Annotated in this window: 10 protein-coding genes; 4 read left to right on the top strand and 6 right to left on the bottom strand. The window is 60.0% G+C overall.

Translation table 11 applies throughout. The features are described from left to right. Positions 1–64 precede the first annotated feature (64 nt). A complete protein-coding gene (locus ACO07N_RS21855) occupies positions 65–481 on the top strand; it encodes a phosphopantetheine adenylyltransferase (RefSeq protein WP_421983049.1) in 417 nt (138 codons plus the stop codon). Positions 482–576: 95 nt separating this feature from the next. Here the strand turns inward: ACO07N_RS21855 and gyrA are convergent, their stop codons facing one another. Further along, positions 577–3,399, bottom strand: coding sequence for a DNA gyrase subunit A (gene gyrA, locus ACO07N_RS21850; RefSeq protein ID WP_421983048.1), 2,823 nt, complete (start codon positions 3,397–3,399; stop codon positions 577–579). A gap of 226 nt (positions 3,400–3,625) precedes the next feature. Between gyrA and ACO07N_RS21845 the strand changes: the two genes are divergently transcribed. Further along, the gene (locus ACO07N_RS21845) at positions 3,626–4,261 is read left to right on the top strand and encodes a MarC family protein (protein ID WP_421983047.1); all 636 of its coding nucleotides are present in this window, start codon (positions 3,626–3,628) and stop codon (positions 4,259–4,261) included. 262 nt (positions 4,262–4,523) lie between these two features. Here the strand turns inward: ACO07N_RS21845 and ACO07N_RS21840 are convergent, their stop codons facing one another. Then, entirely contained in the window at positions 4,524–4,901 is a 378-nt protein-coding gene (locus ACO07N_RS21840; RefSeq protein ID WP_421983046.1) for a hypothetical protein, read from the bottom strand. Positions 4,902–5,052: 151 nt separating this feature from the next. Here ACO07N_RS21840 and ACO07N_RS21835 point away from each other — a divergent pair, with 151 nt between their 5' ends. Next, on the top strand, positions 5,053–5,385 hold the full coding sequence (locus ACO07N_RS21835; protein WP_421983045.1) for a TraR/DksA family transcriptional regulator: 333 nt from the start codon (positions 5,053–5,055) through the stop codon (positions 5,383–5,385). Between the two features lie 9 nt (positions 5,386–5,394). Here ACO07N_RS21835 and ACO07N_RS21830 read toward each other — a convergent pair whose 3' ends face one another. After that, a complete protein-coding gene (locus ACO07N_RS21830) occupies positions 5,395–5,934 on the bottom strand; it encodes a hypothetical protein (protein WP_421983044.1) in 540 nt (179 codons plus the stop codon). A 69-nt stretch (positions 5,935–6,003) separates the two neighbouring features. Then, positions 6,004–7,560: a glutamine-hydrolyzing GMP synthase gene (gene guaA / locus ACO07N_RS21825; RefSeq protein WP_421983043.1), complete on the bottom strand. Its 1,557-nt coding sequence runs from the start codon at positions 7,558–7,560 to the stop codon at positions 6,004–6,006. Positions 7,561–7,826: 266 nt separating this feature from the next. Here guaA and ACO07N_RS21820 point away from each other — a divergent pair, with 266 nt between their 5' ends. Further along, positions 7,827–9,032: a tetratricopeptide repeat protein gene (locus tag ACO07N_RS21820; protein ID WP_421983042.1), complete on the top strand. Its 1,206-nt coding sequence runs from the start codon at positions 7,827–7,829 to the stop codon at positions 9,030–9,032. A gap of 38 nt (positions 9,033–9,070) precedes the next feature. Here the strand turns inward: ACO07N_RS21820 and ACO07N_RS21815 are convergent, their stop codons facing one another. After that, positions 9,071–10,360 (bottom strand): RsmB/NOP family class I SAM-dependent RNA methyltransferase, encoded by a 1,290-nt coding sequence (locus ACO07N_RS21815; RefSeq protein ID WP_421983041.1) that lies wholly within the window; start codon positions 10,358–10,360, stop codon positions 9,071–9,073. 51 nt (positions 10,361–10,411) lie between these two features. Continuing rightward, positions 10,412–11,914, bottom strand: coding sequence for an IMP dehydrogenase (guaB, locus tag ACO07N_RS21810; protein ID WP_421983040.1), 1,503 nt, complete (start codon positions 11,912–11,914; stop codon positions 10,412–10,414). Positions 11,915–12,023: the final 109 nt, after the last annotated feature.

Below are 12,023 nucleotides of genomic sequence, written 5' to 3'. Positions count from 1 at the left end.
AGACTTTTCCTCCATGGTCCAAAGTGGCTTCATCACAAACAAGGCGTGAGCAGGAGCCAGGACGATGAGGAGCTACGTTACACAAAGCGCAACCGTATCAAGCAAGACGGGCGCACCGTTTACATTCCAGGGCAAGGCAGCGGACGTATCCGTTCATTTCAAGATGGCAGCGGTGTTTGCACTTGCATTGCTGACGATGGTTGCCGCGGGCATGATGAGCCTGCATCCGAGCAACGCTTCTCAGGCCGAAAACCTGACGAGCCTGGCAACACAGGGTCTGTCCGCAACCAAGACCGACCGCATTGCCGCTTCCCCGGTATCCGAAACCTGCAGTTCCCAGGCATGGGGCGCGTGGAGCGAGGAATGTGCCGCGTCTCTGACCGGTGCTTCGAAGGTCCGCAACGTGTCTTTCGTCACCGTTGAACAGAAGGCCCCGACTGCGAACCAGACCATTCTGGCGCGTTATCCGACCACGAACTGAGTTTTCATACCTCCCAGTTTTCTCCCCGAACGGCAAACAGCGGCGCAGGTTCCAACCTGGCCGCTGTTGTCGTTTGAGCGCATGGTTTGTCCGGATCAGCTTTCCGGGCTTCCGCTTTCCTCACCATCTCCAGAAGCGTTGTCCCCAGAACCGCTTTCGCCGTCAGTTGATGCGCCGTCTCCGCCTTCAACGTCCGCGTCGTCGGCATCCTCGGAGAATTCGTCGTCATCAACTTCCGAAATGCCTTCAACGGCAACAACCTTTTCGTCCGAGGCCGTCTTGAAGACAATCACGCCCTGGGTGGCACGACCGGCGATGCGGATGCCGTCTACCGGACAGCGGATCAACTGACCGCCATCGGTCACAAGCATGATCTGGTGGCTGTCCTCAACCGGGAATGAGGCAATGAGACCGCCGTTGCGCTCGTTTACCGCCATGGCCGTGATGCCCTTGCCGCCTCTCCCGGTGACCCGGTATTCGAAAGACGACGTTCTCTTGCCGTAGCCGTTCTCGGAAACCGTCAGGATGATCTGCTCCGCTGCGCTCATCTGCGCGTAGCGTTCCTGAGGCAGATCCCCGGCAACAACGCCTTCTTCGTCCGCCCCGTTGCCGTTTTCGTCCGCTTCACCGCGCATGGCGCGGGACAGCTTCAGATAGGCCGCGCGTTCCTCGGCGTCGACATCGATGTGATGAAGGATCTGCATGGAGATGACGCGGTCGGCATCCGCCAGGCGGATACCGCGCACACCGACCGAGTTCCTGCCCGCGAAGACCCGGACGTCGGTGACCGGAAAGCGGATGCACTGGCCGGAATTGGTTGTCAGCATCACGTCGTCGTGCTCGGAGCACGTGTCGACACCGACAATGCCGTCGCCGTCTTCCAGCTTCATGGCAATCTTGCCGTTGCGGTTGATGTTGACGAAGTCCGAGAGCTTGTTGCGGCGGACCGTTCCGCGAATCGTCGCGAACATCACGTCCAGATTTGCCCAGCTCTCCTCGTCTTCCGGCAAAGGCAGAATGGAGGTTATCTGCTCGCCCTGTTCAAGCGGCAGCATGTTGACCAGGGCCTTGCCGCGCGAGGTCGGTCCGCCGAGTGGCAGACGCCAGACCTTCATCTTGTAGCAGATCCCCCTGGAGGAGAAGAAAAGCACCGGCGTATGCGTATTGGCGACGAAAAGTCGGGTGACAAAATCCTCGTCTTTCGTGGCCATGCCGGACCGGCCCTTGCCGCCTCGCCGCTGTGCCCGGTAGGTGGCGAGCGGAACACGCTTGATGTAGCCGCCATGGGACACGGTGACCACCATGTCCTCGCGCTGGATCAGGTCCTCATCGTCAAAGTCGGCCCCCCCTTCGACGATTTCCGTTCGACGCGGCGTTGCGAACTCTTCCTTGATTTCCAGCATCTCGTTGCGAACGATTTCCTGGATGCGGGCGCGCGAGCGCAAAATATCCAGATACTCGGAAATCTCGGCGCCGATCTTCTTTAGTTCGTCGTCGATTTCTTCCCTGCCGAGAGCGGTCAGGCGCTGCAGCCGCAGGTCGAGGATCGCACGTGCCTGTTCCTCGGACAGTTTGTAGGTCCCGTCCTCGCGAACCTGGTGCCGCGGATCGTCGATCAGCCTGATCAGCGGTTCGACGTCATGGGCGGGCCAGTCTCTTTCCATCAGCTGGGCGCGGGCCGTTGCCGGGTCCGGAGCCGTGCGGATCAGGTGAATGACTTCGTCGATGTTGGCGACGGCAATCCCCAGGCCGACCAGGATGTGGGCCCTGTCCCGCGCCTTTTTCAGAAGATACCGCGTCCGCCGCCCGACGACTTCCTCCCGGAAGGCCACGAAGGCCTTGAGCATGTCGGAGAGATTCATCTGCTCCGGCTTGCCGCCGTTGAGCGCAACCATGTTGGCACCGAAGGAGGTCTGCAGCTGGCTGAACCGGTACAGCTGGTTCAGCACGACGTCGGGCACTGCGTCGCGCTTCAGTTCGATGACGACACGCATGCCGGAGCGGTCGCTCTCGTCGCGAATGTCGGAAATGCCCTCGACGCGCTTGTCGCGCACTAGCTCGGCGATCTTTTCGATCATCGTCGACTTGTTTACCTGATAGGGGATCTCGGTGACAATCAGCGCGTTGCGGTCTTTGCGGACCTCCTCGATATCGACCTTGGCCCGCATCGCGATCGAGCCGCGGCCGGTTTCATAGGCATTTCGAATGCCGGAACGTCCGAGAATGATGCCTGCCGTCGGAAAGTCGGGACCCGGAACGATCTCCATGAGTTCGGCGAGCGTCATCGCCGGGTTTTCCATGATGGCGATCGCCGCGTCGATCACTTCGCCCAGATTGTGCGGTGGAATGTTCGTCGCCATACCGACGGCGATGCCGCCGGCTCCGTTGACAAGGAGGTTCGGAAATTTCGCTGGAAGAACGACCGGTTCGGTTTCGGAGTTGTCGTAGTTTTCCTGAAAGTCGACCGTGTCCTTGTCGATGTCGTCCAGGAGCTTGTGGGCGACTTTCTCCAGCCGGCATTCCGTGTAACGCATCGCCGCCGCAGGGTCGCCGTCGATCGACCCGAAATTACCCTGTCCGTCGATCAGGGGCAGCCGCAGCGAAAAGTCCTGCGCCATACGCACAAGCGCTTCATAAATCGCGCTGTCACCGTGCGGGTGATATTTACCGATGACGTCGCCGACAACACGTGCGGACTTGCGGTAAGGCTTGTTCCACTCATAGCCGTTTTCGTGCATCGAATAGAGAATACGCCGGTGTACCGGTTTCAGTCCGTCACGGACGTCGGGCAGCGCACGCGAAACGATGACGCTCATCGCATATTCGATGTAGCTGCTTTTCATTTCATCGACGATGGAGACCGGTTTGATATCGGACGGCAGACCGTCCGATTGGGTGTTGTTATCCTGGTCGGACAAGGAAGATCTCACTTCATTGTTATTGCTGCGTCTTTTATATCCGATTCAAGGTTGCGGTCCAAATTTCCGGTCACTTTTCCCATTGGCTTTTCTTGTTTTTATTCAATGGGTTGCGAAGCATATTCACAGGCCGGAAAAATCATTTTCGCGCAGCCACTCGAAGTGATGTCAAATCCCATGTAACAAGGCCGAATCCACACCCACAATTCTGCATCGGATGACACGAATGCTGGACTATTTCATCAACGCGTTTGCCATGCTTTTCGTGACGATCGACCCTGTCGGTCTTGCTCCGATGTTCCTCGCTGTCACCGCTGGAATGAGCGCGGCCGACAGACGGAAAGTGGCGGTCCGGGCGACCGCCACCGCGGCAGGCATATTGCTGATTTTCTATGCCTCGGGACAGACCGTTCTGAACGTTCTCGGCATTTCCGTTTCCGCGTTCCGGGTGGCGGGCGGCATTCTCCTGTTTCTGATCGCGATCGAGATGGTGTTCGGCAAGAGACAGGAGCGGAAGGCGGAAACCGCGGAGAAAGCCGTCGAAGCCCAGGGGCACCACGGGACGGTCAATGAAGTCGCCATTTTTCCGCTGGCGATCCCGCTCATTTCCGGACCCGCAACGATCTCGGCGATCATTCTGCTCTCCAGCCAGGCCCCCGATACGGTTGCCTACGCGGGGCTTGGGGGCGTGATTGCCGTCATCCTACTGAGCTGCCTCGGTGCGTTTCTGCTCGCAGACCGGCTGGAACGGCTGCTTGGCGAGACCGCGCAGCTGGTGATCACGCGCCTTCTGGGCGTGCTTCTGGCCGCCCTGTCGGTCCAGTTCGTCGCTGACGGCGTACTGGCGCTCATGGCGCGTTAGGGTGCGGACAGATAAATGAGGCCGAAATGGTTTGAGGCAGATTGCGTCTCCTCAAGGAGCGGAAGCGCGGGAAATGTGGTTCATTTTCGAGCCTTTCGCAACGCGGAGGAGGCGCAATCCGTTCAAATCCGAAGGACATGGAAATGGCTTCACCCCGTGGCGTCAGCGTGCTTGACCGGGCAGAAAGCCCGCTCCGCGCACCCCTCCTAACGGGATCTCGCCATTTCGCATGCCATTTCAGTCTCATTTATCTGTCCGTACCCTAGCGCGGCAGGACGAGCCGGTATTCCTGGTCCGCAACGCCATGCACGCTGTCCCTTGCGCGGATGACCACCTCATCGATGCCGTCCGGTATCTCGACACCGGACAACGATCGCGTAAACGGCTGCTCTTCTACATGCGGGTGCAGCAGAACACGTTCTCCAAGGAGCTCTCCGTCTGGGGTAAAGACCTGCCACAGGTCGGCATAGTGGTCCCAGCCCGTGTCGCCATGCTTCAGCGTCACGGAAAAGGTCCAGGTGCTGCCAGACTGGCGTGCGCTTGCCTCGACAATTTCCACGTTATCGGCTTTCGCCGGGGTGACAAGCAACGCCGCCAGAAGCAGCTGTGCACCAATCACACTCATTCCTCGAAAACGCATTTCTGAACTCCCACGCAGGTCGGACCAATACTTGCAAATTACGGTTTGCGGCACAAAGTCACGAGTGTGTCATCCGCATCCATGAGGCCGGAACACGCGGTTGCTTGCGGCCCTGGCCCGAATTCTCCATTCTGTTGAATGGAGGAAAGCCATGCCGCTGGATGAAGACCTTGTTCGAGAAAAGCTCACGGCGCTAAAGACCGAGCTGGAGGCTTATAGCGATATCTCCGAGGAGGCACGCGCACCGGTAACGCTCGACCAGCAGTCGGTCGGGCGACTGTCGCGCATGGATGCCCTGCAGGGTCAAGCCATGGCCCAGGCATCGGAAAGACAAAGGCGTGCCGATATCCAGAAGATCTCCGCTGCCCTTCATCGTCTGGAGGCAGGTGAATACGGGGAATGTGTCGAATGCGGCGAGGAGATTGCCGAAAAGCGGCTGGAAGTCGACCCGGCCGCCGCCTTCTGCATCAAGTGCGCGCGATAGGGTACGGACTCATGAATGAGGCCGCTCCCCAGTCAACGCCCCGGCGTGATGTTTCAGAGATCGCAGAAACGCATTTGCCTCATGCGTGACGTCGGCTAGCGGGAACACCGCCAGCGTCTCTTCGGTCCACTCGGCACCGGGGTTGAGAATGTCTTCAAGCCTGTCGAGCGTCTGCAATTCCTGGTCCGAAAGCGGCAGGCGCCTTGTCGACGAAAGCAGCACCAGCAGTTCATGAATTCGGCGCAGCACGGACAAGGCCGCTCCCATTCGCTCCGTGAGCGCCGGATCGTCACGCCAGTGTCTGCCGTTGAAGACCTCGTGTGTCACCCGCTGACCGGCGCCGTGGCAGTCATACGTGATGCAGCCGCCAAAACCGAGGTCCTGCCGTTTTTCGAAGATGCGGCAGCGGTCCTGTTCGTCCAGATTGGGGCATATCTCGCAGGCGGCCTTGTCGATCCCGAATGAATCCGACTTGTCGAAGGCAAAGACGACGCAGCAAAGGGCCGCGCAGTTTTCGCAATTCGGGGTCAGATCCAATGAGTTTCTCATGACCACTTCCCGCGAGATCGTCTGGGCTGCCTGATCATGGCCGTTCAGTGGTCCAGGCGCATTGCGTCTTCACTCCCACTCGATCGTGCCGGGAGGTTTGGACGTGATGTCGTAGGTGACCCTGTTGATGCCCTGCACCTCGTTGATGATGCGTGTTGCGGTTTCACCGAGAAATTCATGCGTGAAGGGATAATAATCCGCCGTCATGCCATCCACGGATGTCACGGCTCTGAGGGCACAGGCGTAGTCGTAGGTGCGGCCGTCGCCCATGACACCGACCGTGCGGACGGGAAGAATGGCGACAAAAGCCTGCCAGATCTCATCGTAGAGACCGTGCTTGCGGATCTGATCGATGTAAACCGCGTCGGCCTTGCGCAGGATCTCCAGCTTGTCCCGGGTGATTTCTCCCGGGCAGCGGATCGCAAGGCCCGGACCCGGGAACGGATGACGGCCGATGAAGCTGTCCGGCAGGCCGAGTTCGCGGCCAAGTTCCCTCACCTCGTCCTTGAACAGTTCGCGCAGCGGTTCGACGAGTTTGAGACCCATTTTTTCCGGCAAGCCGCCGACATTGTGGTGGGACTTGATGGTCACGGACGGGCCGCCCGAGAAGCTCACGCTTTCAATCACGTCCGGATAAAGTGTTCCCTGCGCAAGGAATTCCGCACCCTCGATCCCGTTGGCGTATTTCTGGAACACGTCGATGAACAGCTTGCCGATCGTTTTGCGTTTCTGTTCCGGGTCGGACACGCCGTCCAGCGCATTCAGGAACAGGTCGGATTCATCGGCGTGGATCAGCGGAATGTTATAGTTGTCACGGAACATCGTGACCACTTCGCTTGCTTCGTTCAGGCGCAGAAGGCCGTGATCGACGAAGACGCATGTCAGCTGATCGCCGATGGCCTCGTGGATCAGCACCGCGGCGACCGAACTGTCGACACCACCAGACAGGCCGCAAATGACCTTCTTGTCGCCGACCTGCTCCCGGATCTTGGCGATCGCGTCATCGCGATAGGCGCCCATGGTCCAGTCGCCTTCGAAACCGGCTATGCGGACAAAGTTTTCGTAGAGCTTCTTGCCGTTCGGCGTGTGATGAACTTCGGGATGGAACTGAACCGCGAAGAAATTCCGGCCGGTGTCGGCCGTAACGGCGAACGGCGCGTTCGGGGATGTGCCGTAGACATCGAAACCCGGCGCAATTTCACTGACATGATCGCCATGGCTCATCCAGACCTGTTCCCTGTCGTCGTTGAACCAGCCGTCAAGCAGCGATAACCGCGCTTCGGCGGGCGTCACATAGGCGCGTCCGAATTCGGCGGTTCCATGCCCTCTTTCGACCTTGCCGCCGAGACAGTGCATCATCACCTGCTGGCCGTAGCAGATCCCCAGGATGGGTATTCCCAAAGCGAAAACGCTTTCCGGCGGCATCGGAGCGCCGTCCGCAAAGACCGAGGACGGGCCTCCGGAGAAGATGACCGCCTTCGGCCTGAACTCCGCCAGAAATGCATCGGTCACGTTCTGGAAAGGGTGAATTTCGCAGTAAACGTTCAGCTCGCGAAGGCGCCGGGCGATCAGCTGCGTGACCTGGGAGCCGAAATCGATGATGAGGAGGCGGTCATGATGGGTCATGGCCAGCTTCTAACCGGTCTTTTTTGGAATGAGAACCCGGATTCGTCGGCAAAATGCCTGTCTCACCACATTTTCGAGCCGGGCAGAATCAAAGCCCCCGGGGGAAGGCTCGCCTTCCGTTGCGCGTTGTGTACGGCGACAAGCCTGTGTACGGAGGAATTTCCGTTTTGACCCTCGCAACGTCGGTCAACTAAGCTCGCCATTCTTACTGAAATCGGTTTCTTGAAGTCAGACAAGAACCGAACCTCTGACAGCCCGGAACTCAAATGACCGCAAATGCACGATCAGCATTCGAAGAAGGCCTTGCACTGGAGAAGTCCGGGGACCTCGACAAGGCGCTGGTGTCTTATCTGCGGGCTCAGGAAATGTCTCCCCAGGACACGGAAATCGCGTATCGCACAGCCGCCGCACTTCTTCAGGCCGGATATCTGGAAGAAGCGCAATCGCAACTGCGGCGCATCGTGTTCACGGAACCCGACAATCTCGACGCGCGCGCGAGCCTTGGAAACTGTCAGCTGCTTCTTGGCGATCTCGAAAACGCGGCCCAGAATTTTCAGGACGTGCTGGACCGTTCTCCCGACAATCGCAATGCGCTTTTCGGCTTTGCCACGGTCTGTCTGAAGGAAGGGCGGGCAGACGCGGCGCTGGAAAGCGTCGAGAGGCTCACGGTCCTTATGCCCCATTCCCCTGCTGTCCTGACACTACAGGCGGAAACACAGGCAAAAACGGGAAACGGCGCGGCGGCGATCGCGACGTACAGAAAGGCACTGAAATCAGACCCGTCGCAAACCGGCGCATTGCTGGGCCTCGCGGACGTTTTGCTCCGGCGCAAACGCTATGACGAAGTGATCGAGTACACCATCAAGGCAAACGAACTCGCGCCGACGGATCCGCTTGCGCTGGAACTGCTCTCTGATGCCCTTGCCGGGAAAGGCGAATTGCAGGACGCGCTGCTGGCCGCGGACGCTGCGCTCAAACTCGCACCCGCGTCCCAATCCTGCCTTGTGCGGCTCAGCGTCCTGAACCGCAAACTCGGCGAACATGCGCGCGCGCTCGACTATGCCATGAAGGCTCACGACGCGGGCCGGCAGGCGCAGGAACCACTCAATGCGATCGGTGCAGCGCTTGCCGCCTTGAAACATCCCGAAGAAGCAAGGTCAGTGCTGACGGGACTGGCCGCAGACAACGGCCTTGATCCGCGCGTCCGGGAAACCGCGTTGAAGCTTGTTTCCGCTTCACGATTGTCCGGATCACCCCGCGAGGACCAGCCTGCGCGGGCTTCGACCCGGGACGAGCGCCCGGACGGCGATTCTCTGAACGAACCGCAGCGGACAGATGCGCCTGTTCACTCTGGCGATACGCGTCGCGAAGACGTGTCTGCCTCCCCGCGCACGGAAGAAACAGACGCAAATGGCCCCGGCAACGGGCCTGCTCCGACAGTTCTTGGTCTGCAGCGGCGTGACCGCACGTGAGTTGAAGATGACCGGCTGCTCCTGACGCTGGAGGCCTGTCAGGATCTGCGCTTCAGCAACGCAACAAAGAACCCGTCCGTGTCGGTCGAAGCGGGTGTGAACAGCAACTCCCCGCGGGACGTGGCATATTTGGGAAGAGGTTGTGTGGGAAACATTTCGCGCCAGGTTTCGCTCAGCGAAACGAGCTCAAAGTCGTCATTTTCTCCCAGGAACCAGTCGACCTGAAACTGGTTTTCCTGCCGGAGAAGCGAGCAGGTCACGTAGGCCAGCCGGCCGCCAGGCCTGACATATTCACGCGCGCGCTGTAGCACCGTGCGCTGGTCCTCCAACCGGTCTGACAGGGCCTTTTCGGTCAACCGCCATTTGGAGTCCGGACGGCGCCGCCAGACGCCGGTTCCCGTGCAGGGCGCATCTATGAACACGAGGTTCATCTGGCCTTTTAGATCCTCAAGCGTGGACGACACCGGGTCTCTCACCTGAATGTTGCGAACGCCCGCCCGTTTCAGCCGCTCATGGATCGGAGCCAGCCGCAGGCGGTCCGCGTCAAACGCATAAAGCTGCCCCTTGTTCTGCATGGCCGCCGCCAAAGCCAGGGTTTTGCCTCCGCCGCCGGCACAATAGTCGAGAACCTGTTCACCTGGCGCGGCAAGGGCCATGGCCGCCGCCAGCTGACTGGCCTCGTCCTGCAGTTCAAACCAGCCTTTCTGATAGCCTTCTTCCGCCTGTACATGCGGGAGGCGGCCAGCGCCCGGTTTCGCAGCAATGCGTGCGCCGTGTGGCGACAGTTTCGTTGCCACGGCTCCGGTATGGGCAATGCGTTTCAGAACCTTGTCCTGGTCCGCTTTCAACGTGTTGACGCGAAGGTCGATGGGCGCGCGGGTGGCAAGCGCCCTACCCTCCGTTACCGCATCGTCGCCGAACAGGGTTTCAAATTCAGGCCAAAGCCACTCGGGAATGTCCGCCTGCTGCCAGGGGGCCAAGGCGGCACCTGTTTCCGTCAGGTTCACCATCTCGGCAGTTGTCAGCGCTTCAGGTGCATGCCGGTCCTGTTCGAGAGCCTCCAGCAGAGCCTCGAGCCCTTTTTCCCAAGTCAGAGCAAAGGTTGCCAGAACGGCAGCCCTTGGAGACGTGTCCTTCATGACCGCGGCGAGCGAGGCTCTTTTGCGCATGGCGTCAAAAACGAGATTGCCGATCGCGGTCCGGTCGCCCGACCCGGCAAACCGGTGCGAGGTGCCCCAATCCTTGAGCGAAGCCTGAACCGGCCTGTGACGGTTCTCCACCTCGGTAAGAACTTCTATTGCAGCCGCGAGGCGTCCGCCGTCTTTCATGTCGACCCTTGGTCCCTGTCCGGCTTCGTTCGCACGACCGGAAAATCAAACTCAAACGCTGGATGGATAGTTCGGGCTTTCACGCGTGATGGTGACATCGTGAGCGTGACTTTCTCGCAGGCCCGCACCGGAAATCTGCACGAACCGGGCTTTTTCCTGGAAGTCCAGGATGTCGCGGCCGCCGACATATCCCATCGCGGCGCGCAAACCGCCGGCGAGCTGATGCAAGACACTGCCGAGCGCGCCCTTGTAGGGCACCTGGCCCTCAATGCCTTCGGGAACAAGTTTCAGGCTGTCGCGCACCTCGGCCTGGAAATAGCGATCCGCCGACCCGCGCGCCATGGCGCCCACCGATCCCATGCCACGATAGGACTTATAGGACCTGCCCTGGTGGAGATAGACTTCACCGGGGCTCTCTTCGGTTCCGGCCAAAAGAGACCCCACCATGACCGAGGCGGCACCGGCCGCAATTGCCTTGGCGAGATCGCCCGAATACTTGATGCCGCCATCGGCGACCACCGGCACGCCCTGCTTGTCCGCCTCGTTGACGGATTCCATGATGGCGGTGAGCTGCGGCACACCGACACCGGCGACAATGCGTGTCGTGCAGATCGAGCCCGGACCGATCCCGACCTTCACGGCATCCGCACCGGCATCAATCAGCGCCTTTGTCGCTTCGGATGTCGCGACGTTGCCGGCAAGAACCTGCACCGAATTTGACAGTTTCTTCACTCGGCCGACCATGTCGAGGACCTTCTGAGAATGACCGTGCGCGGTGTCGACAACGACCATGTCGACGCCTGCGTCGACCAGTCTCTCGGCCCTCGCAAAGCCTTCTTCGCCGACGCTCGTGGCGGCGGCAACGCGCAGCCTGCCCTGCGCATCCTTAGAGGCGTTGGGGTTCAGCTGCGCCTTTTCCATGTCCTTGACGGTGATCAGGCCGATGCAGTTGCGCGCATCATCCACGACCAGCAGCTTTTCGATCCGGTTCTGGTGCAGGAGACGCTTTGCCTCGTCCTGGCTGACGTTGTCGCTCACCGTCACGAGATTGTCGCTCGTCATCAGTTCACGGATCTTCTGCTGGTTGTCGGAGGCGAAGCGGACATCGCGGTTGGTCAGGATGCCGACCAGCTTGCCTGCCGCCTGCCCGCCCGTTCCGCCGTTCTCGACAACCGGAACACCGGAGATGCCGAACCTTTTCATCAGGTCCAGGGCGTCCTGCAGCGTTGCATCGGGGCCGATGACCAGCGGATTGACGACCATGCCGGATTCGAACTTCTTGACCATCCGGACTTCCTCGGCCTGCTGGTCGAGGGTCAGGTTGCGGTGAATGACACCGATCCCGCCTGCCTGCGCCATGGCGATGGCAAGCCGTCCTTCCGTAACGGTGTCCATGGCTGACGACAGGATCGGGATATTCAGTTCCAGCTCACGGGTGACCTTTGTTTTCAGGTCCACCTCGCCCGGCAGAACTTCCGAATGGCCGGGTATCAGCAGCACGTCATCAAATGTCAGTGCTTGTTGTCCGGTCGACGGGACAAAGAAGGATGCCATGGCCAGTTCCCCTTTAAAATAGCTAGAGACGCAGTCCCGGTCGGGAAGACTGCGTCTGGCGAGTCGCTTCGGCTGTGCCGGAGAAGTTGGCGCGGGTGAATAACATGCA

Origin of the sequence: Roseibium sp. (genome assembly GCF_965229775.1) — a bacterium.
In the GTDB taxonomy this organism is placed as follows: domain Bacteria; phylum Pseudomonadota; class Alphaproteobacteria; order Rhizobiales; family Stappiaceae; genus Roseibium.
This window is presented reverse-complemented; position numbering and strand designations above follow the sequence as displayed.

Bases quoted from the DNA above. Each gene is read 5' to 3' on its own strand.
- ACO07N_RS21820 (WP_421983042.1), top strand. From the start codon at position 7,827: ATGACCGCAAATGCACGATCAGCATTCGAAGAAGGCCTTGCACTGGAG.
- guaB (WP_421983040.1), bottom strand. From the start codon at position 11,914: ATGGCATCCTTCTTTGTCCCGTCGACCGGACAACAAGCACTGACATTT.
- ACO07N_RS21815 (WP_421983041.1), bottom strand. From the start codon at position 10,360: ATGAAAGACGGCGGACGCCTCGCGGCTGCAATAGAAGTTCTTACCGAG.
- ACO07N_RS21835 (WP_421983045.1), top strand. From the start codon at position 5,053: ATGCCGCTGGATGAAGACCTTGTTCGAGAAAAGCTCACGGCGCTAAAG.
- guaA (WP_421983043.1), bottom strand. From the start codon at position 7,560: ATGACCCATCATGACCGCCTCCTCATCATCGATTTCGGCTCCCAGGTC.
- ACO07N_RS21845 (WP_421983047.1), top strand. From the start codon at position 3,626: ATGCTGGACTATTTCATCAACGCGTTTGCCATGCTTTTCGTGACGATC.
- ACO07N_RS21855 (WP_421983049.1), top strand. From the start codon at position 65: ATGAGGAGCTACGTTACACAAAGCGCAACCGTATCAAGCAAGACGGGC.
- ACO07N_RS21840 (WP_421983046.1), bottom strand. From the start codon at position 4,901: ATGCGTTTTCGAGGAATGAGTGTGATTGGTGCACAGCTGCTTCTGGCG.
- ACO07N_RS21830 (WP_421983044.1), bottom strand. From the start codon at position 5,934: ATGAGAAACTCATTGGATCTGACCCCGAATTGCGAAAACTGCGCGGCC.